Here is a 23,119-nt window from a genome sequence, read left to right as displayed (position 1 = left end):
TCTCTTTTTAGTTAAATAAACCTACAAGCGCATTCCAAACTTGGCTGAAGAAATTACCAACTTTATCTAAAAACCCACTATCTTTTGCTTCTTGTAAAGCTTCACCAAATTTAGATTGGACTGAGTCTGAGAGTGTTTTTAATTGTTCTTTTACTTGAGCTGAATCAATTGCGCTTGTCTGTTGGTATTTTTCAAACAACGCCATTAATTGATTGATTTGGTCTTGTGTTACTGCGTTTTCAAGCTGGTTGTTTTTCAAAGCGTCATTTATAATTCGCTCAATGTCCTCTTTTGTAGCTAACTCACCTTGTTTTTCTTTTAAATCTGCTAATTCTTGTTTGATTTCAATAATCGCCTGATCAAATTTTGCTGAATCAAAATCCATTTTTTCTGCATTTTCTTGCGCAATATCGTTTGTTGTTTCTAATTCTTTTTGAGCAACTTCCATTCGATCTTGATCTAAGTCTTCTCCATTAACATCAAAAGCTTTATAAATACCCGTAAGCGCGCTTTCTCCAGTAACCTTTTTAACACTAGCTACAATAATTTTTGCATCATTTACACCCGCAGTAATAGCTGCATTAGCATATTGATCTTGTGTAATTTGTGTAATATTTTCTGGAGTTTTAATTGTTACTTCTACACCTTTATCTGCATTTTCCTTTTGAACTAGGACCGATGAAATCATATTAGCCGTATCGCCCGATCCTTCTTTTAAGTACTTCACTAAATCTTCACCTGTTACCGCTACGCTAGCTACATTTTCAGGATTATCAATGCCTACTAACTTTTCAGTTTCTTTAATTTGCTTATCTGATAGACCTCCACCATATACAAAAGTCGGTTTTCCCCATTTCTCATCTATCACTGTTGTGTCAATGTCACCTGATGTTGCCAATCCAATTAAAGGTAAGACTGAAACGGCTACTCCCATAAAACTAACAGATGCAACTAAAGCGATACTAAACTTTTTTACTCTATTTTTCATTTTCTCACCCTCCGATTAATTCTGTTAACTACTTTATTCCTTTTCATTTTACACTAGTTCATTTCCTTTTGTCTCCTACTTAAGTCCGAATTTTAGCTCTATTTTTTTCGAAAAAAAAAGAAAAACAAGTTCTGTCTCTCTTTTCCGATTTTTATTAAACTAGTTTAATTTTATTTACCCTCTTTATACGTAGCCGAACTGACCGTATACCCTTCTGTAGTAAGTATTTCTTTAATCTCAGCAGTATTAGCACTATCCATTTGAATAACAACTTGTGTCTCTTCATTTTGACGATAAACTGCAATTTGATTGATACTTACCTTATCCTCGGCTAGAATAGTTGTAATATCCTCTAAAATTCCTGAATGATCTTTTGCAATATCAATGACAATGCGACTGCCTTTATTATTGTAACCCATGACGTCAATAAACGCTCTGAATAAATCTTTATCCGTGATAATGCCGACGACCGTATCCTTATTTTCAACGACTGGCAATACACTAACATTATTTTCTAACATGAGAGCTGCTGCTGCTTCTAACAAGTCGTCTGCTTTAATTGTAACGACTTGTTTTCTCATGATGTCTCCTACAGTAGTCTTTGTCAGTAAATAATTCATTTCATGAATACTTAAACTAGTTGCCGTTGACGGAGAATTTTCTTGTATGATTTCTTCTGTAATTAAACCAATCATTTTATTGTTGCGAACGACTGGTAAACGATGAAATTTATGTTCTTTCATCCTATCAAGCGCTTCAAGAATCTTAGTATCTTCAGAAATCGTAATAACCTTTGATGTCATATAATTTTTTACCTTCATTTTATTTATCCTCCTAGATAAGCTTTTCGAACACCATCACTCGCTAGTAATTCTTCTCCAGTTCCACTTTGAACGACTTTTCCTGTCTCTAATACATAACCTTGTTGTGCAATTTCTAATGCTACTTTTGCATTTTGTTCAATTAGCAAGACAGTTGTTCCTTGATCATTAATCATTTTTATAATATTAACTATTTCTTTAATAAAAATAGGCGCCAGTCCCATTGATGGTTCATCTAATAATAATAATTTAGGCCGTGACATAAGAGCTCTTCCCATGGCAACCATTTGTTGTTCTCCACCAGATAAAGTAGCTGTATCTTGTTTTTTACGTTCTTCTAAAATTGGAAATCTCTCAAATACCATTTTTAAATCAGTTTGAATATCAACTTTATCTTTACGCAAGAAAGCTCCCATTTCAAGATTTTCAAGAACTGTCATTCCACCAAAAACATGTCGACCTTCCGGAACTTGAGAGATACCTAATTCAACAATTTTTTTAGTGGATTCTTTTTGAATCGGCTTTCCTTGATAAATAATCTCACCTGAAGTTGGCCGATGTAATCCAGATATGGCTTTAAGAATTGTTGATTTACCAGCCCCATTGGCACCGATTAGCGTCACGATTTCTCCTTCATTCACGTTAAAACTCACTTCTTTTATTGCTTTAATAACACCATAATGAACAACTAATTCTTTTATTGCTAACATTGCTAATCACCACCTAAATATGCTTTAATCACTGCTTTATTGTTTTTTATTTCTGCTGGTGTTCCATGAGCAATCATTCGACCGTACTCTAATACATAAATTCGTTCACAGACATTCATAACTAAAGACATATCATGTTCAATTAATAAAATAGTTATAGAAAAATCTTTTTGAATTTGACGAATCAAATCCGTTAAATCAGCAGTCTCTTGTGGGTTCATTCCTGCTGCAGGTTCATCTAAAAAGAGTATTTTTGGTTTAGTTGCTAAAGCACGAACAATCTCTAATCGTCTTTGTTCTCCATAAGGTAAATTTTTTGCTTGTTCTGTTTGTTTGCTTTCTAAATTAAAAATTTTAAGCAACTTTATTGCTTCATTTTTCATTTCAGCTTCAGAATGATAAAAACTAGGAGTACGAACTATTCCTGCTAGCGTACCTACGTTATTCTTAGCATGCATACCGATGAGTACATTTTCTAAGACCGTTAACTCTTTGAATAGTCGAATGTTTTGAAACGTTCGTCCTAAGCCCATTTCCGTGATTTTATAGGTTTTCTTTCCTATCAAAGATTGTTTTTTACCATCAACTTCTAAAGTTATCCTTCCTTCTGATGGTTCGTAAACTCCGGTTAAAAGATTGAATAACGTTGTTTTACCTGCTCCATTCGGTCCAATCAATCCAACAAGTTCATTGGATTCGAGTTCCATAGATACCATCGAAACTGCTGCTAGTCCTCCAAAATGTTTCGTTAATTTGTTTATTTCTAGTAAGCTCATTTTACTTCCTCCTTTTTATTAGGAGATTTTTTCTTCTTATTTTTTATCAATCCTGAAAGTGTAAATTCTTTTGTTCCAAATAGTCCTGATGGCTTAAAAATCATAATGGCAATTAAAGCTAGAGAATAAAGGATCATCCGTAATTGTCCAAACGGTTGCAAAAAGACGTTCATAATTCCTAAAGCAATTGCGGCTACAACACTTCCTGTTATGCTTCCTAATCCCCCAAAAACAACGATAATTAGAATATCGATTGACCTCATAAACGTAAAATCTGCTGGCCGGATAACACTAAAATAAGAAGCATGAAGGCCTCCAGCACCCGCTGCAGTGCTGGCGCCAATTACAAAAGCAATCGTCTTGTATTTAGTTGTATTCACACCCATCGATTCAGCAGCAATTTCGTCTTCTCGAATCGAAATCGTCGCTCTTCCAGCACTACTTTTAATGTAATTCACGACAATAATCAAGGTTAGTATGACAAAAATAAAAGTTAATTGCCAAGTCGTTAAATAAGGAATCTCACTCAGCCCAGCTGCTCCATTTGTTAAACTCCCCATATTAAGAATGGCTATTCTAATAATTTCAGCAACTCCCAGTGTCGCAATCGCTAAGTAATCTCCTTTTAAACGCAATGTTGGAATTCCAACGATTAATGCAATCGCTCCCGCCATTATAGCGCCTAATATAATTCCAGCAAATAAACCTAGTAACGTTGGAATTTTAATTGTCATGATGGCTGTACAATAAGCACCAATAGCCATAAATCCAGCATGTCCTAAAGAAAATTGTCCAGAAAACCCTATAATTAAATTTAATCCGACTGCTAAAATAATATTGATGAGTATTGTCATTAATGTGATTTCATAGAAAGCATCTATGATACCAGTAAACACAAGAAGTTGAATAGCTAGAAAGGCGACTGCAATAAAAATGAGCCAGCCAAGATTTGTTTTATTTAGTTGCTTCATTTTTTAGCACCTACACTTTCTCTTTCGTATTTTTGCCCAATAGACCAGTTGGCTTAACGATTAAAATAATAATCAAAATAAGGTAAACAACCGCATCTTTGATTAATGAGCTACCGTATCCACTGATAAGAGTTTCTATAATGCCAATGGCAAAGCCTCCAATTAAAGCCCCAGGAATTAGTCCAATTCCTCCTAAAACCGCTGCTATAAAGGCTTTTAGACCTGGCGCAACCCCCATTAAAGGATCAATTGAATTATAGTACATTCCCACTAATACTCCTGCTGCACCAGCTAGTGATGAGCCTAAGATAAATGTAAATGAAATAACATTGTCTACGTTAATCCCCATTAATCTAGCTGCATCTGCATCTGTACTAACAGCTCTCATTGCTTTACCCATTTTTGTTTGTTTAACAATGTATTGTAAAGCTAGCATTAGACTAATCGTTGTTAAAAAAATAGTAATTTGAGTTTGGTTGATTTGAATGGAGCCAAAACTATAGACTTTTTTAATAATTACTTGAGGAAAAGCTCTAACTTGGGGGCCTACAAGATAGATCATGACGTTCTGCAACAAAAAAGATATACCGATTGCCGTAATCAAAGCCGCAACGCGAGTAGCTTTTCTTAGTGGTTTATAGGCTATTCGCTCGATAAGAGCTCCTAATAGTGCACAAAAGACCATTGAAATGATTAACGATGGAATTAAACCTAACTGAAAAGTATTAATCGTAGCATATCCGACAAAAGCCCCCACCATGTAGATTTCACCATGAGCAAAGTTAATCAATTTAATGATGCCATACACCATTGTATAGCCTAGAGCAATTAAAGCATAAATGCTCCCTAATGAAAGTCCGTTTATTATTTGTTGTATAAAATTTTCCATAAGGATCCTCTTTTCTACTAAACTAAAGAAGGTACAAAGCTACATTCAGCCTGTACCTTAGTTGGTATTTATTATTTTGGTTTTACTTCTGTTCCACCAGCTTCTTCTCCATTTTGTAACTCAACAACAAAAACCGATTTTACTGGATTATGATTTTCATCAATTGAGAAATTACCAGTAATCCCATTAAAGTCTTTAACTTTTTCAAGTGCAGTCGCAACTTCTTTTGGATCGGCACTGTCAGCTTCTTCAATCCCTTTTTTCGCTAAGTAGACAGAATCATAAGCTAATGCAGCAAAAGCATCAGGTTCAACATTGTATTCATCTTTATACGCTTTAATAAAATCTTTTATTTTCTTTTCTTCATTATTCAATGAGAAATGAGCTGAATAATAAACATTTGATACATTCTCTTCACCGGCTAGATCTAGTAACGCTTGGTTACTAAAACCATCAGCTCCTAAGATTGGTTGTTCAATTCCCATTTCGCGAGCTTGCTTAATGATTAAACCGGCTTGCTCATAGTAAGCAGGCATGTAGATGACGTCAAAGTCCTTATCTTTGATCCGTGTTAAAATAGCATTGAAATCTGTATCATCTGCTGTAAAGTTTTCATCAGCAACAACTTCACCGGTATAAGATTTTTTGAAAGACTTTGTTAATCCAATGGCATAATCACTCGAACTATCTCCAATGATGACAGCTTTTTTAGAACTTAAACTAGTTTCAGCAAATTCTGCTAAAGCTACTCCTTGAAAAGAATCTTGAAAACCAGTACGGAATACAAACGGTTGTACCTTTCCTTTACTGTCTAATGTTAACCCATCATCCGTTCCTGAAGGTGTAATCATAGCAACCTCGGCTCTCGTAATAGCTGGCGTTGCTGATTTTGTTGCTCCGCTCGTTGCTGGCCCTAAAATAACGGAAACTTTTTCTTGGGTTGCTAGTTTTGTAGCTACACTTGCTGATTCTGTTGTATCAGACTTATTATCTAGTTCAACATACTTCAACTCTTTATCTAAAACTCCACCAGCTTGATTAATTTCTTTAATAGCTAGTTTTACTCCGTCTGATTCTGCTTTTCCATATGCGGAAACAGGGCCGGTTAATTCAAAATTCCCGCCAATTTTAATTGTATCCGTATCCTTCGTATTTTCGTCTGAACCACAAGCTGTGGTAAATAAGGCTAATGCCGCAAGACCAACAATTAATTTTTTCATTTAGTTTCCTCCTATATGGTTTTTAGCTTCACCTTATGTATCCTTAGAATTAGATAACATTATCATTAGAATTTGATAAGAGTTGCTAGTGATTAATAGTATAGAATATTCTGACAATTTAAGCAACCGTTAATTTTATATTTTTCACTTTTTTATTTTTCGTGAAAAAAAGACAGAATAATCAGTTAACCTACTGTTATTCTGTCCCTAATAGTTCGTTATTTTTGCAGCTCATGACTATTTGTCGTATCAACTATAAAAGGTTCTCCTTTTTTCATTTCGATATGCCCCGAACTATAAGGCTTACCTTCTACTGTTAAATAAACACTATTGGAATAGTAATAACCCCCTATTGTATTCACAATACTTTGTATCCTTACTGTTTCAAATGCTGCTCCAGCATTCATTTCAGAAATTAATTCTTTTGAAAAATCAGCATAAACATTTCCATCTTTATTTAGATATAAACTTAAAATTTCGGTATTTTTGGGAAGAACTTCTCCAACTTTATCATTTGGAATTTCCTTAAAGGCCTCTTCAATTTTCTTTCTTGTCCTATCATTTGTTTTAAAAGCTACTTTTTTATCAACGAAAGACATAGTTACCCCATCAGATTCAGGATAATAAAAACGAATCGTCTGGATAAGAGGGACTTCGTTTATTTCACTTAATGTTGAGGTTACATTATAAACATCTGATGAAAAAATACTTTTTATTAATCCAATATCTGGAGCATAATAATTAACTTCTTTATCATCTGCTCCTTGCGTTGTTATTTCTATTGTCTCAAACATACCAACGGGTGTCATAATCGGAACATTTATAGCCGTTATTGATTTTTTTCGATCTCCGATTGCATTCCAACTGGTTCCTACTTTTAACGGCGCTTTTATTAGCACTTCTTGCTCTTCATTATTTTCTGGTAAGGGTTGTTGAAGCCAGTTTTCTCTTGTATAAATTTCTCCTCGATTGATTAAAACAACTAGTTGATTTTCTTCTAAGGCCATTACTTTAACACTCTCTGTACCACCATTATTTGTTCTTGTCTGTTTACGGTTTTTTGATTCATAATCTGTAAACACTTCATAACTTGCATATTCATTTCCCTCACCTACATAAACGTATTGTTTATTCGCCGTTTCAGGAAAAAAATCTGCTAGTTCATTTTCTGTAATTGTCTCATCCAGTGCTTCTGAACTAAGAGAACTTTTCACACTGCTTGAACTGTTCATCTCAGTTGAACTCGATGATTCTTTGGAGTTACTGGTCACTTGACTTTGATTCATGCTTGATTCATTAACAGGTTGATCCTCTGATTTAAAAAAACGGCATGAAGATAGAAAAAGTGCTAGTATGAATAAACTAAATAAAAGTGGTGTTTTTTTCATATTAACCTCCTACTTTCTTTTTAATCTATTTCTTATCTACTCTTATTATACCACTTATTGTAAACGCTACCTATTTTTGTTTATACAAATAAGACTGACTTTTTCATATAATAACAATACACTTTCTTGTTCTATTTCTTGTAACAACTGACTTTTTTATACGCTTTATTTTCTGATTAGTCTTGCTTTTTACTAATGAATCTCGGTATGATAGGAGCTATCAGACCTGTATCTTTAAAAAAAGGTCAAATGAAAAGTGAGTGGATATTCTTGAAAAGTCCTTATCGAATTGGAATGCGTACAATCAAAACAGGAATTGCAGTCGCAATTTGTATGATTTTTTTCCACTATACAAATCGAGGTACTCCGGCTTTAGCTGCATTGGCGGCCGTTTTTTCTTTAAGAGAAGATTGGAAAACGAGCTTTTCTTTTGGGAAAACTCGTATATTTGGAAATGCAGTTGGTGCCTCATTGGCAACTTTGTTAGTTTTATTCCAAACAGCTACAGGGAATTCCTTTCTTCTTGAAATTATCGGTGTTTCTATTGGCCAGATGCTTGTTATTATTATCTGTGATAAGCTCGATTACCACGCTGGAATAATTGGTGGAACAGCAACATATATGATTACTTATTTTACAATACCAATGAATGCTACCTATATCTATGGCCTTAATCGTGTTCTTGATACGGTCATCGGAAGTATTATTGCCATTCTTGTAAATATTCTAATTTCTACTTATTTAATTGAACAAATTAAAAGTAATCGTTTTTTTTCGTTCATTTCAAAATAATAAGTCAAAAAAACTGGACTACCTCTCAGAGGTCAATCCAGTTTTTTTATTTTCCTTTGAATTTATTCAGTGACTAACGTTCATTCGACCCAGCAATCATATGAATCGTGTGTCTAACACCTCTAATTGCTTTAGAAATTTCCATAATATTTTCGTATGGAGCAACTCCTCCATACCCTGAATCTCCTATATGTTGAATATCTACACCTGCTATTTTATTCATTAAGGCCATATCTCGAATTGTAGCTGGGCTAGACGTTTCTTGACTGGTTCCAATTGCAGACATCGCCAATGCGCCTTTTGACTTAATTTTTTTCACAGCTTGAATAAGTTCATCTTGAGTAAATCCTGGTACGGATCCAACAGAAGGGACCAATATAATATCTGCACCATTTTCAATGAATGCATCGATAGCATCCAAGTTGACAACAGGTTCACTTACACCTGAACCATGCATTTTACCTGCAATAATCAAGCCATTAAATGTTTCTTTAGCTAATTTTACTGCTGCTATGATTTCTTTATTCGTTACTCCAGTTGCAGGATTACCTGTTAAACAAATAAAATCAAATCCTAACTCATTTGCTCTGATTAATGTTTCTCGGCTACTTTGACGGCCATTAGCTATTTCAAGTCCTTCTTCACTTCTATTTGCTGTTGGATCAACCGGCTCAAGATTAACACCAACTGGGCGGCCAATCATCTTTTTCAATAGCTTTATTGGATTGTTACTTTCTGGTAATCCTTTTATTACTGGATCAAAAACATCCAATACATTTAATAGAATTAAGTCAGCACCAAAAGAACGAGCGAGTTCACTATTTGTAATGTCTCGAGCAGCAGGTTCGAAGGCGACAATATTTTCTGAAAGAACTGTTCTCCCTTCACTTGCCAAAATAGATTGTTTTAAATCTTGAGGAGTCATCTTTTCAAAATCGCTAGCGAAACAATTTAATAATCTTTTTACCATGTTTTTTCCTCCTTAAAGTTTTATTCCCTGTATTTATTATAACTATTCCCTCTTTTAAAAGCTAATAGGATTTATTCCAACTAACATGAACTCTTTAATAGTTTTTATTTTTTGTTCTAAAGCCATCTTGATACTCTAATTATTCATTCTTTTAAAAAAAAACCGGCCAACGGATACATACTCGTATCCATTGACTGGTAGCTATTTTTCTAACGATACAAAACCGTATTCTAAGCATCATATTTTTTCTTTCATGTTTTAACAGAGTACTACACATCTTGGTTAATTGAGTTGCGTACTCTAGACATTCGAAAAAAAAAGAGAAATGACTTTGAGGATAAAGAACATCCTCTTTGTCATTTCCTGTTTTTTTTCATGTCTAATCAGAGTACTTCACATCTTGGTTTAATTGAGTTGTGTACTCTAGCTCTTTGGGAAAGTTCAACAGTATCCTCGAGGCTTTTAGCCTCTTGCGGTAATGTTTCATTTTCCTCTCAGAGCTGAACAGAGTACTTCACATCTTGGTTTAGTCTACTGATTTTAGGGCTTCTATCATGTCTATATTTTTTAATTTAACGTGCATAGCAAACATGAGAATTCCTGAGAATAGTAAAGTTAGTAAGCCTGAATAGAGATAACTTGAAAGTTGAATATCCGGGCTAAACATTAACATATCTATTTCAGCAGTTTTTAATACAAAGCTGTGTAGGAGTGCTCCTAATCCCGACCCTACAACAATTCCCATAAGTGTAAGAATAATATTTTCTCGGTAAATATAAGTTGTTACTTCTTTATCATAAAATCCTAGAACTTTTATGGTGGATAATTCTCTAATTCGTTCTGAAACATTGATATTGGTTAAATTGTATAGCACAACGAATGCCAATAATCCTGCTGAAATAATCAAGACTAACGTAACGATTGCCAAACTAGCCGTTGTATCATCAACTGCACCACTGACTTGTCGAACAAAACTAACCGCTGCTACGTTGGGTTGGGCTATCAATTCGCTCCCTAACTTATCTTCAAACTTCTCATTGCCTTCGTATCTTAATAATTGAGTATTGTATTCTGGTCTTTTTTCAACTAACGTTCGATAATAATCATTCGTCATAAAGACGTAATGGCCGGCATAGTTTTCAACAATTTGTTTAACCGTTGTCTCAACTTCTTTATTATTATCATCTTTTAAGGTAATCGTATCGCCTATTTCTAAATCAAATAAACTTCCTAATTTCTCTGTAATAATTACGCCTTCATCAGGAAGCGAATAAACTTCACCTGATTTCCGGTTATTTAAAACAATGTAGTCAGGCAACTCTTCTTTAACCTCTGGGACAAAGACCGTGACATCTTGAGTATTCACGCCTTTTTCTGAGATCGTATAAGCTTCTTGTAAAACATTCATGTTATGAGTAATTTTTTCTTCTGAATCGATTAACTCTTGATAGTCTTTTTGTTCTTCTTTAAGTGCATCAGCATTAAAAGCAACAACTGCATCATATTGCATCACTTTTCCGTATTGTAAGGTTGAGATGTCTGCGATTGAGTCAGATAAACCGAAACCGGTTAAGATTAATGCTGTACATCCAGCTACTCCTAATACGGTCATCAACATCCGCTGTTTGTATCGGAATAAGTTACGTGCTGTAACCTTTTGAATGAATCCCATCCGACTCCAAATGAATGGAATTCGCTCTAATAAAATCCGTTTTCCAATTTTTGGCGCTTTTGGACGCATAAGAGTTGCAGCATTGCTTTGCAGTGCTACTCTAGTTGCAGCATAAGCTGAAGCAACGGTACAAAGAATTGCGATTAGGAATGAAATTAAGCCATAACTAATATAGTACGTTATTCGAATATCAGGCATATTGTATAAAGAACCATATGCATTAAAAATAACTCCTGGGAATACTTGATAGCCTATTAAAAGACCAACAATGGTTCCTACTACACTAGCTAATGAAGCATAAACTAAGAATTTTTTAGAAATATCCCAGTTAGTGTAACCAAGTGCTTTTAGTGTTCCAATTTGCAATCGTTGTTCATCTACCATTCTCGTCATAGTTGTCAGACAAACTAATGCGGCTATTAAGAAGAAGAATACTGGAAAGACTTGCGCAATTGCAGATATTCTTTCGGCATTGTCACTGTATTCTTTGTAGCCTGGGTTAACACTTCGATCAAAAACAAAATATTCAGGTGTTGCAAGATCTGCCAATTCTTGTTTTGCTTCAATTAATTCTGCTTCTCCATCTGCAATTTTTTCTACAGCTTCTTTTTCTTTTTTTTCAAATTCTTCTGCTGCTTCGTCAAAATCTGTTTGTCCTTCGTCCAATGTTTTTTTAGCTTCTGCTAATTCTTTTTCACCTTTAGCTTTTTCAATTTCTAGTGTTTCTCGACCTTGAACTAATTGATTTTCACCTTCAATTAATTCTCCTTCTGCTTCTTGAATTGCTTTATTACCTGAATCAATCTTTTGTTGATTTTCAGCAATCTCACTTTCACCTGCAGCTAATTTTTCTCGAGCATTAGTTTGTTGCTGCTCAAAAGAAATTTTAGCTTGATTTAGTTGAGTCTGAGCAGTTTCTAATTCAGCAAGCTTAGTCTTCAATTCCGCTTCTCCTGCTTGTAGAACTTGACTTTGTTCATTTAGTTTAGCTTGATTTTGTTTGATAGCTTCTCTACCTTGAACTAACTCTGCTTCAGTAATTTTAATTAATTCTTGTCCCTCATTGATCTCTTGTTGCTTAGCTTGTAGTGCGTCCGCACCTTCAGCGATTGAACCTAACAATGCCGACAATGAATTATTTACCTCATTAGCCGATACCTCTCCAGCAAAGAAACCTGTCAATTGTTGTGCAAACGAAGCGCCAAGTTCTTGAGCTCTTGTGAGTGCTTCGGTTTTTTGTGCTTCTGTAATCTCATTGATTGGAATTTTCACTATGCTTCTAAAATAATCCACTGTTGAGTTTAATTGAGTTGTTTTATTTTCAAGCTCAATTTTAGCTTGATCTAACTCTTTTTGGCCTTGTTCAAGTTTTTGCTTTTCAGCTGTAATTTGTTGCTCGCCTTGAATGATTTTATTCAATTCATTATTTATTGTGACTTGACCCGCTTCGATAGCTTTTCTGCCGCTTTCAGTTTCAGCTTTTGCCTGATTAAGTGCGCTAAAACCTTCATTTAATTTTTCTTGATTAGCGGCTAGTTCTTGCTCCCCAGCTGCTAATTCTACTTCTGCTGTTTTCTTTTGTTCATTAAATGACTGCTTAGCTTTATTTAACTCAACTTGACCTTCTTCTAAATTTGCTTTCTGAGTCGCTAATTCTTTTTTTCCATCTTCAATCTTTTTACTATTTTTACTGATTTCAGCTTGCGCATCGTTGATTTCTTTTTCAAACGTTGCTAGTCCTTCTTCGTACTCTTTCGAACCTTTTTCTAATTCTTTTTTAGCTTCGTCTAATTTTTTTTGGCCATCAGCTAATTTTTCTTTAGCTTCATCTAATTCTTTTTGACCTTTATCAATTTCAACTTGGGCTTCTTTTTGTATACTTTCTAATCTTTTTTTCGGTAACTCTTTTGTCATATTTTCAATTTCAATTTGGTACTCTTCAACTCTATCTTCGTATTCTTTTGAATAAGCTTGCATAGACTTTGTATCTGAAAAAGTTAAGTATGCTTCAGTAAATACATCAAGTTCAAAGTCATCCTCGGGAATAACCGCAAATCCATCTAATGTTCCTTTTCCTACAGTGCTATTTCCCCTAGTAAAGTTTTCAATGTATTGTGGACTATTTACAAAACCCACGACCTTATAACTTGTCGTTGATAATTTATCAGATAAAGGATTTTCTTCATCGTCTGTCTCCAATTCAATTAAATCACCAATAGCGTAATTTGATTGATACGCTTCTGTCGCATCTAACGCAATTTCACCTGATTTTTTAGGTATTTCACCTGATACGACTGTGTATTGATTTGATTTTTTATGCCCGTTTTTTGGGTAACTAAAAATTTTCGTAACTAAGCCACTATCTCCCAGAATAACGTCTTGGTTATATGCACCTCGTACATCTGCATTCTTTACTGATTCCAGTTGTTCGATATCGTAATCTTCTAAACCATAAGTAGAAATAACTTTAAGATCCATTAACTTTTTATCTCGATAATAGTGATCCGCTGTATCTATCATATCAGGTCCAGTCGCTTTGATTCCCGCAAAGAACGCGACTCCTAATGTGATAATTGCAAAAATTGATAAGAAACGAGCTTTAGACTGCCACATTTCTTTGATAATATCTTTCCATAAAGCTTTTTTCCTCATCTCATCTCCCCCCTTACCATTCGATATCTGCTACAGATGTCGGTTTAGGGTTCAATGTGACTTTGCGTACTTTAGCGTTATTGATTTCAATTATTCTGTCTGCCATTGGTGCAATAGCTTGGTTGTGTGTAATAACGATAACGGTCGTACCTGTATTGACGCAAGTATCTTGGAGTAACTTTAAAATTTGTTTCCCTGTTTCATAATCTAAAGCTCCTGTTGGTTCATCACAAAGTAATAATTTGGGTTGTTTCGCTAAGGCTCGAGCTATGGCAACCCGCTGTTGTTCACCACCGGATAGTTGTGCCGGGAAATTATCTAACCGTTCTCCTAGTCCAACTTCACGCAATACTTCTTCTGCATCTAATGCATTTTTTGATATTTCTGCTGCTAATTCGACATTTTCTTTAGCGGTTAAATTAGGGACTAAATTATAAAATTGAAAAACAAACCCTACATCATCCCGTCTATATTTTGTTAACTCTTTTTTATTGAACTGAGTAATATCTACTCCATCTACTTTTACTAATCCTTCATCGGCTTGGTCCATGCCACCTAAAATGTTTAACACTGTTGATTTTCCGGCTCCACTTGGGCCAACGATGACTGCAAATTCACCTTGTTTGATTTCAAAAGAAATACCATCATTAGCAGAAATAACGGATTCTCCCATTTTGTAACGTTTATACTCATCAATGATTTCTACAAAAGCCATTTTATCCCTACTTTTCTATTCCTAATTTTTGTGATGAACGCAATTATAGCATAAAACCAGTTAGAAAAATCACTGTAGTGACTTTTCTAACTGGCTATTCTATATCTTTACGTTTTCTTAATATTTTTTAATCAAATCCAATAAAGTCTCCTGTTTTTGCATCAATTTGCACATCTTCAGTATCTTTATCGCTTCCTTCGATATCTACTTCGTAATAAGTTGTACCAACCTCACTACTTAATCCCCAATCTTTCACGTAGCCACTTCCAACTTCATTAAGAGCTGCTTTCATCGCTTCTTCTGGTGTAACGATTCCTTCTAAATCTAAAGTATCGTTATCCATCGGTTCATCTAGTTTTTCTTCATTCTGTTTAATGACTTCTCCAGACATTGCATCAAGAGTCATTTCTAGTTCGTTAGACTCATTAAACCCTTCAATTTCGTATACGTAATTACTAAAACTCTTATCTATATTAATTGAAGTTAGTTCAGCATCTTTGTACTCATCTTTAAATTTGTCTACTGCTTGTGTCAAGCTAACATCGAATTTTTTATTTTCAATTCCTTTTGTTGATGTGTTGGACATATCGCTACTTTCAGAACTAGAATCCGCCTCACTCATTGCTGAAGAACTTGATTCCATCATACTTGACGTATCCAATTGGTCACTTGATTGCATCATTTCTGAAGAAGATTCCATTGGTGTCATTGTATCATCATCTTGGTTGTCGTTGCCACACGCTACCAGTATCAAAGAAGTTGCAAGTGTTGTTGCAGCTATTAAAGCTTTCTTATTCATCGATTTTTTCATCCCGTTTTCGCCTCCCTGATTTTATAGAAGAAAAATAATGTCTACATTTTGAATATAGAAATCAATTGCATTTTGATATACAAACTAATGTATCTACACTACTCATTATATCGTAGGTATCTTTATATTCAAAGAGAAAGGCCTTATGACCAAATAGTAAAAGAACATAAAGTCGGAGTATTGATTGTTACTCGACTTTATGTTCTTCTAGTTTTTTATTTCTCTCTCAGAGCTGATCAGAGTTCTACGCATCTTTATTTGTGAGCTAGGAACTCTAGCTCTTTGGATAAATTCTAATCTATCCTCGAGGCTTTAGCCTCTTGCGGTAGTTTCTCATTTCTCTCTCAGAGCTGATCAGAGTTCTACGCATCTTTATTTAGTTGGCTGTGTTTATGGCCGAATGTGAAATAAATAATTAGGCCTAGTGTTACCCAAATGATGAACATGGCCCATACCGATAGAGACAATTGGAACATCAAGTATAAACAAACTAAAATAGATAGAATTGGGAAAAATGGAACCCACGGAACTTTAAACTCTCCCGGTTTTGGCTGTCCGTATTCTTTTCTCAGTTTTAAAATACCAGCTGCAATGATGACAAATACCATTAATGTAACGATATTAGTCACTGCTGCTAACTGATCTAAAGGAATAACCCCAGCTAGTATAGCTGACAAAATACCAGCTATAAGAGTCGCATTTTTAGGTGTCTTTGTTTTTTCATTTACATGACTAAGTCCTATCGGCAGTAATCCATCGCGGCTAATGACATAGATTAAACGAGCTAAACCATATGTCATAGAAATTAAAACCGTTAGCAACGTTAATATTGCGCCCACTGATATCATACCCGCTAGGAAATTATGTCCAATAAATCTCATAGCAAAAGCTACTGGATCTTTCACATTCAATTGTGTATAAGGAACTAAACCCGTTAGTACCAAGGTTACCCCAATATACAATACCGTTGCTATTCCTAGAGAACCAATAATTCCCCTCGGTACGTCTTTTTGAGGATTCTTTACTTCCTCAGCGGCTGTACTAACAGCATCAAAGCCTAAGAAAGCAAAGAAAACAATCGCTGCACCTGAAGTAACACCTTTTAAACCAAATGGCATAAATGGTGTCCAGTTAACTGGTTTCACATAAAATACGCCAATTAAAATAAACAAGGCAATTAAACTAAATTTTATAATAACCATGACATTATTCAATTGCAACGCTTTTTTCGCCCCTTGTGTTACCAAGTAGGTAACCAATAATGTAACGATTATTGCTATAATATCAACATACGTTCCATTCGCCTGATTGTATGAAGCTCGTAAAGCTTGTGGGAAATTAATTCCTAAACCTTCTAAGAAACCATGAACGTACCCTGACCAACCCGAAGCAACCGAAGCATTTGCTAGAAGGTATTCACAAATTAATAACCAACCGACTAGCCAACCGACGATTTCACCAAATATAGTATAAATATATCCATATGCGCCTCCTCCGATTGGTACTCTTGAAGCAAATTCTGCATAGCATAAAGCCGATAATGTACAAGAAAATGCTGCAATAACAAAAGAAAGAATTAAGGCTGGACCAGCTGTGTTTGCTGCGGCTGTTCCCGTGATAACAAATATGCCGGTTCCTACAATTGCCCCTAAACCCAATAATATTAAATCAACTGTTTTTAATTCTTTTTTTAATAGCGACTTAGATAGTGATGTCGTGTTTAATGACTTCTTACGAAAAAGATTCATTCTTAAACCTGCCTATTCTTTTATGATTTTAAATAACCTAACACTATTCCTCCGATGATGACTAATACGCAACCCAGAATGATGAATCTGAACTCACGTTTTGATTTGGTTTCTCCAAGAAACCAAATGCCACCCAATGTGGAAATAATAATACCCATTTGTGACAAAGAAAAACTAACGGCTAAGCCGATTGATTTCATCGAGATAAGCATGAAAATATTTCCAACTCCCCAAATGAGACCTGTAAAAATATTTCTAGTTGTGTAGTGGTTCCATACTTTCTCTTTTCTAGAAAACAATAGTGCACCAATCACCATACCAACTGATTGAGGTAAAATAACCGCAAGGGCATCTACTCCTGAAGCATTAATGATAATTGTGTACGAAGCATAACCTAAGGTAGAAAAAGCTAAAGCTTTCATCCACGCTTTTTTTACTGACCCTGCTTCGTTTCCTGAATCTTTTTTATCAGTGACTGTGGTAAAACGAACTCCTATGATCAAAAACGCTAAAGCTATTATTCCCAATAGAATATCTCGACTACTTGTCCACTCGCGAAATAATAAGACACCTGCTAGTGTATTAGCCATCAATTGTAGTCCAGTAGAAACTGGTAATGTATTCGATACACCCATTAATTTCATTGACTGAAATTGTTTATTTTGACCTAATGTCCAAAACAAGCCAGATATTACTCCAATAATCATACCATTCAGTTCAATTGTTGGTTGATAAAATAAATAGACAAAAACAGCAAAAACAAACGATCCAATTGTCATACCCAATGTTTGCTGTTGCGCTGTTCCTCCTAATTTACCACTTACTAATCCGATACTACCCCAAGCAAATGCTGGAATCAATGCAATTAAGATTTCCATGACGTTCTCCTTACTACTCATTTTTGTATTAACTGCTCTATCATAACAAGGATATGAGGCATTCTACAACATATAGTTGCTTTAAATTCTTTTTTTCCTAGTTATATAGAATTGAGTGTCTAAATATGCTAAGCTATACGAATCAATTTGTTCAATAGAAAAGAGGAATAGTCATGACAGATTACGATGTAATCGTAGTTGGCGGTGGCACAAGTGGGATGATGGCCGCTATTTCAGCAGCCGAAAAGGGTGCTAAAGTTGCCGTCGTAGAAAAAAATAAAACTTTAGGCCGAAAGTTACTTGTTACTGGCGGAGGCCGGTGTAACGTAACGAATAATCGCGATAAAGAAGAAATTGTCGCACATATCCCTGGAAATGGTCGTTTTCTTTACAGCGCCTTTCATCAATACGATAATTACGATATTATGGATTTTTTCCGTTCAAATGGTGTTACTTTAAAAGAAGAAGATCATGGCAGAATGTTTCCTGCTACCGATAAATCTCGTACCGTTTTGGAAGCTTTGATTGCTATTATGGATCGTTTATCTATTACTGTTTACACAGATGCTCCAGTAGAAACTATTTTATACAAAGACAAAGCCGTTACTGGACTGATTCTTGAAGATGCCCGTGAATTATCTGCTAAATCTATTATTCTTTCGACTGGTGGAAGAGCCATGCCAAGAACTGGCTCGACAGGAGATGGCTACAAATGGGCTAAGAAAGCTGGGCATACCATTAAACCTCTCTATCCAACAGAAGTACCCGTTTTATCAGATGAAGCGTTTATTCAAGAAAAAACCTTACAAGGACTCTCTTTAAGAGACGTGACGTTAAGTGTTTTAAACAAAAAAGGTAAAAAAGTTATCAGCCATCAAATGGATATGATTTTTACTCACTTTGGAATTTCAGGGCCTGCTGTTTTACGTTGCTCGATGTTTGTACACCAAACAATGCAAAGGGACAAGACAGACTTTGTGATGATGTCCCTTGATGCTTTACCAGAAGTATCTAAGGGCGAACTTACACAACAAATGCAGCGTTTGGTGAAAAATGAAGGTGAAAAGAGCCTTAAAAACGCTTTGAAAGGACTCGTACCAGAACGTTACTTGCTTTTTGCATTTGAACGTTTATCATTGAATGAAAATACACCCTTGAAACAATTGACAGATGAGGAAAAATCAGCTTTTATTGACTTTCTTAAAGATTTTAGCTTTACCGCAAACGGTACATTACCTATTGAGAAGGCTTTTGTAACAGGTGGTGGGATTAATACAAAAGAAGTGAATCCTAAAACGATGGAAAGTAAATTTACAAAAGGTTTATATTTCTCTGGTGAATTACTGGATTATAATGGGTATACAGGTGGTTATAACATTACTGGTGCTTTTATAACCGGTCGAGTAGCGGGGATGCATGCAGCAAAAGAAGCCTTAGACATGTTGAATCGCTAGAGTTTAGACACATTATTAAATGAACACACAAAAAAAGATGAGGCCTATTTATTGCCTCATCTTTTTTTTGCTTTCTATGCTTCAATTTCCGCAAATTTAGCATGAACAATTTTTTTCAGATCTTGAGGATCCAATTCAACTTGGAACCCTCGTCTACCTGCAGAGATGATTATTTTATCAAGATTTTCCGCTTTTGCTGAAAGATAAACAGGGAATAGTTTCTTCATACCGATTGGTGAGCATCCCCCTCGAATATACCCAGTTGTTTTTTCTAACTCACTTAATTGCAGCAGTTCCATTTTTTTATTGCCACTAACTTTTGCAAGAGCCTTCAAATTAATTTCACTTGTTCCTAGGATACAGGCAACAACTATCCCCGTTTTATCTCCATTTGTCACAATTGTTTTATATAATTTCTGTTTAGAATCGTCTAGTTCTTCTAAGTTGTTTTGTTCAACTACATGGTCCTCTCTCCAAGGGTATTCATGAAGCTGAAAGTCTATTTTTTCTTTCTCTAGCATACGAATAGCATTTGTTTTTTGAAACTTTTCTTTTTTCATGTTCCTTTACCTTCTTTAACAATAAAAATTGGATTACGTTGTTATTTTTTCCGAATAATAACAACTTTTAAATAATCACCTTGAGTAAATTCAGGATTAATTCTGAAATCATCTGGTAGTGCAAATGTTTCTTCTATTGTATATGATTTATTTTGATTTTTAAAAGCTTCTTCAATAAAACCGTTAAATTTCTCGGTTGTCACATTTGCCGCATTTGTTGACGCAACGATAATCCCTCTAGGTTTCGTTAATTGAATAACTTCTTCTAACAAACTTGAGTAATCTTTAGCTGCGCTGAACGTCCGTTTCTTTGAACGAGCAAAACTCGGAGGATCAACTACCACTACGTCAAAGCTCAGCTTATGACGAATAGCGTATTTAAAGTAATCAAAAACATCCATTACTCGAATAACTTGATCATCTACATTTAAACTATTCAACTCAAATTGTTCCACAGTTTTTGGCAAGCTACGTTTGGCTAGGTCAACACTTGTCGTTTCTACAGCTCCACCTAAGGCTGCTGCTACAGAAAAAGCACCTGTATAACTAAATGTATTTAAAACTGTTTTACCCATTGCATATTTTTCTAATAGTCTTTGTCTAACATCGCGTTGGTCTAAGAAAATACCTGTCATTAGGCCATCATCCAAATACGTTGCGTATCTTATTCCATTTTCTAAAATAACTAATGGCTCCGGAGCGGCATTACCAAAAACTAAATCTGTTTCAGGTTTTACATTTGATTCAAATCTAATTTTTTCATACATTCCGATACTATCTGTAACTACCGATTTGAATGCTTTAAAAATCAAGTCACGGTGTGCATAAATTCCTTTGCTGTACCATGAAAATACGTAATAGTTATCGTAGAAGTCTACGGTCAATCCACCTAAGCCATCGCCTTCTCCGTTGAATACTCTATAAGCTGTTGTTTGTTCGTTCAAACTAAAAATTGAACGTTGGTCTATTGCTTCTTTAAATAACTTTTCATAGAAATTTTGATTAATCATTTCTGTTTGATTGGTGGTTAGGATCCAACCGTCACCTTTATTTTGTTTTGCTAAATAGGCAATGGCCACAAACTTTTTATGTTCGTCTAGACACTGAATTAGTGTGCCTTCTGGAAGTTTTGGTTCTTTAACAAAGTCCTCTAATACTAGTATTGGGTATCCTTTACGCGCACGTTCTGTTGCTCGTCTTTTTAACATAAATTTTTCCATAATTGTTAATCTCCTTATATATACTCTAGCACGAGGCTAGCCTATATTAGTTTCTTTTTTATTTTTTTGTACCGTTCAACTATTTTTTTACTAATCACAAAACTAATTAATCCTATTAACGTTCCTAAAGTATTAAACAATAAATCATCAATATCCGTGATTCCTGTTCCAAAAACAAACTGAAGTGTTTCTATTGAAAATGAAAAACAAAAACCTATTGCTATCGTTTTTAACATATACGATTTTTTACTTAGTAAGTAAGCGACCAAAAATCCCATAGGTACAAACCATAAAATATTTCCGTATAGATTATAATAATAATCAAATTTTGTTACACCCTGAGTTAATTTAAGCGTATGTGTCAAAGGGGATAAATTTATACTGCTTAACGATTGCATATTAATCTCAACATTGCCTATACTGTGCTCTTCTCGAAAAACGGTCAAATGAATTAGCAAAATGACATAAAAGACAAAGACGTCTAAACTTAACTCTCGAAGCCAATTTCTCTTTTTCTTTCCTTTTTTTAAAAAAACTAGATACACAATACGGATAAGCAACCAGATAATAAAATACAACAATGTTTGATCTACACTATAAAAGATCAGTTCTATTAATGGGAAGTGATTAATGGATTGACTATATGATTGTTCCATTGCATTAAAAAGGCCTTGTAAAAATATCATGTAAGGCAAAACCTCCTTTTAGATGATGCACTTCATTATAGCTTATTTCCCACTGATTTATGATTAAATTTGCAACAATTTTTCAAGTTTAATAAAAAGTCTGCCAATACACTATTGATAACGATTGCATTCCCCACTGCTTGTTAAATTAAGTACAATAATTGACTAAAGTATAAAAAAACTGTAATATATACATATTATAGGCATGCTTTGTCAAGCCTACTATACTATTATAAATAGTACATTAATTTAAACATAAAACATTACACTGTTTACTTTTTATTAAGGAGGATTTTTTACTAGTGAATAAACTAAAAAATATATTAAATACTCGAGTTGGGTTCTTTTCATTAGCTGTCGTTTTATTTTGGGCAAAAACGTATTTCAGTTATACACAAGAATTTTCTCTCGGTGTTACAGGAGCTATGCAACATTTTATCTTGTTTATTAATCCTGTAGCGACAACTGTTCTTTTCTTTTCTTTTGCTCTTTACTTCAAGCAGAGTAAAAAAGCTTACACGGTATTGTTTCTCATTCACATTGTTATGAGTGCTTTATTATTTGCGAATGTACTGTATTACCGTGAGTTTTCTGATTTCCTTGCCGTTACTACCATTTTAGGTGCTGGAAACGTTGCAGGTGGGCTTGGAGCAAGTACTATGGCCTTATTAAAAGCTCGTGATGTTTTTTATTGGCTTGATCTTGTAATTCTAATCGGACTACTAGCTTCAAAGAATGTGTCATTAGATACACGTCTATTCAAAAAGCGCTCAGCTGTCGCAATGACTGCTTTAGCAGTGACTCTTTTTGCAGGGAACTTAGCTTTATCAGAAAGCAATCGTCCTCAACTATTAAGTCGCACATTTGACCGTAATTATATTGTGAAGTATCTAGGTCTTAATTTTTTTACAGCTTATGATGGTTACCAAACAGCTCAATCAAACCAAAATAAAGCTAATGCAGATGAATCAGATATGGATGCTGTACTTTCTTATGTCAGTGAACATCATGCTGAACCTAATCCAGAAATGTTTGGAGTAGCTGAAAATAAAAATGTCATCTATCTTCATCTAGAAAGTTTCCAACAATTCTTAGTGGATTATAAATTGGAAGATGAAAATGGTGAATTACATGAAGTTACTCCATTTATCAATAGTATTTTCCATGACCAACAAACACAAAGTTTTACAAATATCTT

At 34.6% G+C, this 23,119-nt stretch carries 20 protein-coding genes; 3 read left to right on the top strand and 17 right to left on the bottom strand.

Going from position 1 to position 23,119, the window contains the following annotated elements; genetic code table 11:
• Window positions 1–7: 7 nt before the first annotated feature.
• The 8 genes from WBF61_RS00200 to WBF61_RS00165 all read right to left on the bottom strand — a co-directional run bounded on the left by WBF61_RS00200 (window position 8) and on the right by WBF61_RS00165 (window position 7,763).
• A complete protein-coding gene (locus WBF61_RS00200) occupies window positions 8–988 on the bottom strand; it encodes a DUF1002 domain-containing protein (protein WP_424252857.1) in 981 nt (326 codons plus the stop codon).
• Window positions 989–1,158: 170 nt separating this feature from the next.
• Window positions 1,159–1,809, bottom strand: a complete 651-nt coding sequence (locus WBF61_RS00195; RefSeq protein WP_424252855.1) for a CBS and ACT domain-containing protein — start codon at window positions 1,807–1,809, stop codon at window positions 1,159–1,161.
• A gap of 5 nt (window positions 1,810–1,814) precedes the next feature.
• Window positions 1,815–2,519, bottom strand: coding sequence for an ABC transporter ATP-binding protein (locus WBF61_RS00190; RefSeq protein WP_424252853.1), 705 nt, complete (start codon window positions 2,517–2,519; stop codon window positions 1,815–1,817).
• A 2-nt stretch (window positions 2,520–2,521) separates the two neighbouring features.
• Window positions 2,522–3,295 carry an ABC transporter ATP-binding protein gene (locus WBF61_RS00185; protein WP_424252852.1) on the bottom strand — a complete coding sequence of 258 codons (774 nt, stop codon included), beginning with the start codon at window positions 3,293–3,295 and terminating at the stop codon, window positions 2,522–2,524.
• Complete coding sequence (locus WBF61_RS00180) at window positions 3,292–4,266, bottom strand: branched-chain amino acid ABC transporter permease (RefSeq protein ID WP_424252850.1); 975 nt, start codon at window positions 4,264–4,266, stop codon at window positions 3,292–3,294. The genes WBF61_RS00185 and WBF61_RS00180 overlap by 4 nt, the downstream gene beginning before the upstream one ends.
• Window positions 4,267–4,276: 10 nt before the next feature.
• Entirely contained in the window at window positions 4,277–5,155 is an 879-nt protein-coding gene (locus tag WBF61_RS00175) for a branched-chain amino acid ABC transporter permease (RefSeq protein WP_424252848.1), read from the bottom strand.
• Window positions 5,156–5,226: 71 nt separating this feature from the next.
• The gene (locus tag WBF61_RS00170; protein WP_424252847.1) at window positions 5,227–6,375 is read right to left on the bottom strand and encodes an ABC transporter substrate-binding protein; all 1,149 of its coding nucleotides are present in this window, start codon (window positions 6,373–6,375) and stop codon (window positions 5,227–5,229) included.
• A gap of 218 nt (window positions 6,376–6,593) precedes the next feature.
• Window positions 6,594–7,763 carry a GerMN domain-containing protein gene (locus tag WBF61_RS00165; protein WP_424252846.1) on the bottom strand — a complete coding sequence of 390 codons (1,170 nt, stop codon included), beginning with the start codon at window positions 7,761–7,763 and terminating at the stop codon, window positions 6,594–6,596.
• A 195-nt stretch (window positions 7,764–7,958) separates the two neighbouring features.
• Between WBF61_RS00165 and WBF61_RS00160 the strand changes: the two genes are divergently transcribed.
• A complete protein-coding gene (locus WBF61_RS00160; RefSeq protein ID WP_424252845.1) occupies window positions 7,959–8,555 on the top strand; it encodes an FUSC family protein in 597 nt (198 codons plus the stop codon).
• Window positions 8,556–8,628: 73 nt separating this feature from the next.
• Here the strand turns inward: WBF61_RS00160 and WBF61_RS00155 are convergent, their stop codons facing one another.
• From WBF61_RS00155 to WBF61_RS00130, 6 genes are all read right to left on the bottom strand, one after another.
• Complete coding sequence (locus WBF61_RS00155) at window positions 8,629–9,525, bottom strand: haloacid dehalogenase-like hydrolase (protein WP_424252844.1); 897 nt, start codon at window positions 9,523–9,525, stop codon at window positions 8,629–8,631.
• Between the two features lie 526 nt (window positions 9,526–10,051).
• The gene (locus WBF61_RS00150; protein WP_424252843.1) at window positions 10,052–13,849 is read right to left on the bottom strand and encodes an FtsX-like permease family protein; all 3,798 of its coding nucleotides are present in this window, start codon (window positions 13,847–13,849) and stop codon (window positions 10,052–10,054) included.
• A gap of 13 nt (window positions 13,850–13,862) precedes the next feature.
• Window positions 13,863–14,564 carry an ABC transporter ATP-binding protein gene (locus WBF61_RS00145; protein WP_424252841.1) on the bottom strand — a complete coding sequence of 234 codons (702 nt, stop codon included), beginning with the start codon at window positions 14,562–14,564 and terminating at the stop codon, window positions 13,863–13,865.
• A 127-nt stretch (window positions 14,565–14,691) separates the two neighbouring features.
• Window positions 14,692–15,375, bottom strand: a complete 684-nt coding sequence (locus WBF61_RS00140) for a PepSY domain-containing protein (protein WP_424252838.1) — start codon at window positions 15,373–15,375, stop codon at window positions 14,692–14,694.
• Window positions 15,376–15,737: 362 nt separating this feature from the next.
• Complete coding sequence (locus WBF61_RS00135) at window positions 15,738–17,123, bottom strand: amino acid permease (RefSeq protein ID WP_424252837.1); 1,386 nt, start codon at window positions 17,121–17,123, stop codon at window positions 15,738–15,740.
• A gap of 20 nt (window positions 17,124–17,143) precedes the next feature.
• Window positions 17,144–18,001 (bottom strand): GRP family sugar transporter, encoded by an 858-nt coding sequence (locus tag WBF61_RS00130; RefSeq protein ID WP_424252835.1) that lies wholly within the window; start codon window positions 17,999–18,001, stop codon window positions 17,144–17,146.
• A gap of 173 nt (window positions 18,002–18,174) precedes the next feature.
• On the opposite strand from WBF61_RS00130, the gene WBF61_RS00125 reads away from it, so the two are divergent.
• Window positions 18,175–19,455: an NAD(P)/FAD-dependent oxidoreductase gene (locus WBF61_RS00125; RefSeq protein WP_424252834.1), complete on the top strand. Its 1,281-nt coding sequence runs from the start codon at window positions 18,175–18,177 to the stop codon at window positions 19,453–19,455.
• A gap of 74 nt (window positions 19,456–19,529) precedes the next feature.
• Here the strand turns inward: WBF61_RS00125 and ybaK are convergent, their stop codons facing one another.
• From ybaK to WBF61_RS00110, 3 genes are read right to left on the bottom strand one after another with little or no spacing between them, the layout of a single operon-like run.
• Entirely contained in the window at window positions 19,530–20,015 is a 486-nt protein-coding gene (gene ybaK, locus WBF61_RS00120; protein WP_424252832.1) for a Cys-tRNA(Pro) deacylase, read from the bottom strand.
• Between the two features lie 41 nt (window positions 20,016–20,056).
• Window positions 20,057–21,235 (bottom strand): class I SAM-dependent rRNA methyltransferase, encoded by a 1,179-nt coding sequence (locus tag WBF61_RS00115; RefSeq protein WP_424252830.1) that lies wholly within the window; start codon window positions 21,233–21,235, stop codon window positions 20,057–20,059.
• Between the two features lie 41 nt (window positions 21,236–21,276).
• On the bottom strand, window positions 21,277–21,921 hold the full coding sequence (locus WBF61_RS00110) for a VanZ family protein (RefSeq protein WP_424252828.1): 645 nt from the start codon (window positions 21,919–21,921) through the stop codon (window positions 21,277–21,279).
• Between the two features lie 302 nt (window positions 21,922–22,223).
• On the opposite strand from WBF61_RS00110, the gene WBF61_RS00105 reads away from it, so the two are divergent.
• On the top strand, window positions 22,224–23,119 hold an 896-nt coding region (locus WBF61_RS00105; protein ID WP_424252826.1), incomplete at its 3' end, for an LTA synthase family protein.

This window comes from Carnobacterium sp. (assembly GCF_049673005.1).
GTDB lineage: Bacteria > Bacillota > Bacilli > Lactobacillales > Carnobacteriaceae > Carnobacterium_A.
Note: the sequence above shows the minus strand (reverse complement) of the source record. Positions and strands in the feature narration are given on the sequence as shown.

Excerpts from the sequence above, each read along its gene's own strand:
- WBF61_RS00115 (WP_424252830.1), bottom strand. The coding sequence starts at position 21,235 with ATGGAAAAATTTATGTTAAAAAGACGAGCAACAGAACGTGCGCGTAAA.
- WBF61_RS00145 (WP_424252841.1), bottom strand. The coding sequence starts at position 14,564 with ATGGCTTTTGTAGAAATCATTGATGAGTATAAACGTTACAAAATGGGA.
- WBF61_RS00110 (WP_424252828.1), bottom strand. The coding sequence starts at position 21,921 with ATGATATTTTTACAAGGCCTTTTTAATGCAATGGAACAATCATATAGT.
- WBF61_RS00185 (WP_424252852.1), bottom strand. The coding sequence starts at position 3,295 with ATGAGCTTACTAGAAATAAACAAATTAACGAAACATTTTGGAGGACTA.
- WBF61_RS00170 (WP_424252847.1), bottom strand. The coding sequence starts at position 6,375 with ATGAAAAAATTAATTGTTGGTCTTGCGGCATTAGCCTTATTTACCACA.
- WBF61_RS00190 (WP_424252853.1), bottom strand. The coding sequence starts at position 2,519 with ATGTTAGCAATAAAAGAATTAGTTGTTCATTATGGTGTTATTAAAGCA.
- WBF61_RS00175 (WP_424252848.1), bottom strand. The coding sequence starts at position 5,155 with ATGGAAAATTTTATACAACAAATAATAAACGGACTTTCATTAGGGAGC.
- WBF61_RS00130 (WP_424252835.1), bottom strand. The coding sequence starts at position 18,001 with ATGGAAATCTTAATTGCATTGATTCCAGCATTTGCTTGGGGTAGTATC.
- WBF61_RS00150 (WP_424252843.1), bottom strand. The coding sequence starts at position 13,849 with ATGAGGAAAAAAGCTTTATGGAAAGATATTATCAAAGAAATGTGGCAG.
- WBF61_RS00140 (WP_424252838.1), bottom strand. The coding sequence starts at position 15,375 with ATGAAAAAATCGATGAATAAGAAAGCTTTAATAGCTGCAACAACACTT.
- ybaK (WP_424252832.1), bottom strand. The coding sequence starts at position 20,015 with ATGAAAAAAGAAAAGTTTCAAAAAACAAATGCTATTCGTATGCTAGAG.
- WBF61_RS00165 (WP_424252846.1), bottom strand. The coding sequence starts at position 7,763 with ATGAAAAAAACACCACTTTTATTTAGTTTATTCATACTAGCACTTTTT.
- WBF61_RS00180 (WP_424252850.1), bottom strand. The coding sequence starts at position 4,266 with ATGAAGCAACTAAATAAAACAAATCTTGGCTGGCTCATTTTTATTGCA.
- WBF61_RS00200 (WP_424252857.1), bottom strand. The coding sequence starts at position 988 with ATGAAAAATAGAGTAAAAAAGTTTAGTATCGCTTTAGTTGCATCTGTT.
- WBF61_RS00125 (WP_424252834.1), top strand. The coding sequence starts at position 18,175 with ATGACAGATTACGATGTAATCGTAGTTGGCGGTGGCACAAGTGGGATG.
- WBF61_RS00160 (WP_424252845.1), top strand. The coding sequence starts at position 7,959 with ATGAATCTCGGTATGATAGGAGCTATCAGACCTGTATCTTTAAAAAAA.
- WBF61_RS00195 (WP_424252855.1), bottom strand. The coding sequence starts at position 1,809 with ATGAAGGTAAAAAATTATATGACATCAAAGGTTATTACGATTTCTGAA.
- WBF61_RS00155 (WP_424252844.1), bottom strand. The coding sequence starts at position 9,525 with ATGGTAAAAAGATTATTAAATTGTTTCGCTAGCGATTTTGAAAAGATG.
- WBF61_RS00135 (WP_424252837.1), bottom strand. The coding sequence starts at position 17,123 with ATGAATCTTTTTCGTAAGAAGTCATTAAACACGACATCACTATCTAAG.